The 1,032-nt window shown below is 60.0% G+C and carries 1 pseudogene; it reads right to left on the reverse strand.

The features are described from left to right. A pseudogene (locus AC066S_RS38910) lies at positions 1 to 911 on the reverse strand (IS630 family transposase); the annotation flags it as partial. Positions 912 to 1,032 lie beyond the last annotated feature (121 nt).

The following is a 1,032-nucleotide window of genomic DNA, read 5'->3' on the forward strand; positions in this document are numbered from 1 at the left end:
ATCGTTGTACGCGTTGACGTAGGCATCGATGTGTTCCTGAAGCTGCTTGAGGCTTGTGAAGGAGGTGCCGCTAAGTGACTGCCCCTGCAGGATCGAGAACCAGACCTCGACCTGATTGAGCCAGGAGGCGCTTGTTGGCGTGAAATGAAATTGCACGTTGGGGTGGGCCTTGAGCCAGTGCTCGTTTTTCTTGTGGGTGTTGAGGTTGTCGAGGATGACGTGAAGCTTGCGGCTCGGAAAGGCCGCGGTGACGCTGTTCATGAAGTCGAGAAACTCGACGCGACGACGGCGTTTTGAATGCGTCGCGATGATCTTTCCGGTGGCGACCTCAAGCGCCGCAAACAGCGTCGTCGTGCCATGCCGCTTGTAGTCGTGGCTCTGGCCGGTCAAGGCGCGGCCATTGGGCAACTTCAGATAACCCTGCGCTCGCTCCAAGGCCTGGATCGAGGGCTTCTCGTCCACACATAGCACAATGGCCTTCGCGGGCGGGGCGACGTAGAGGCCAACACATCGGCGGCTTTGGCCGTAAAGTTCGGGTCGTTGCTCTCGCACCAGGACTTGCGAGCCGCGAGGTCAATCTTGTGGCTGCGCAGGAACCGCCAGACATATTGGACGTCAACATCGCCCAGCGCCTCGGCCAGCAGAGGGCCGGTCCAGCGTGCAAACCCTTGCGGGGGCGGCTTATCCAGCAGCTTCAGAATCCGCTTGTCGGTGGCCTTCGTATAGATCGGCTGCTTGCCCGGCCGTGGCTTGTCTTGCAGCCCATCCAGGCCATGGTCGGCATAGCGATGCCGCCAAAGGCTGACAATCCGCGGCTGGACCCCGACTTCCTTGGCGATCGACCGCGTGCTGCACCCGTCCGCCGCCAACAGAACTATCCGAGCCCGCTTCAAATCGCGCTGCAACGTCACCGGCGAGCGACAACACGCCTCAAGCACCTTGCGATCTTTCCGCGAAAGGTGGACTTCTCTTGCTTCGGGGATCATCCATATCTTGAATCACGACTCACGATCCAAGGATAGTGGGTACTAG

The organism is Bradyrhizobium sp. CFUWI, assembly GCF_056429085.1.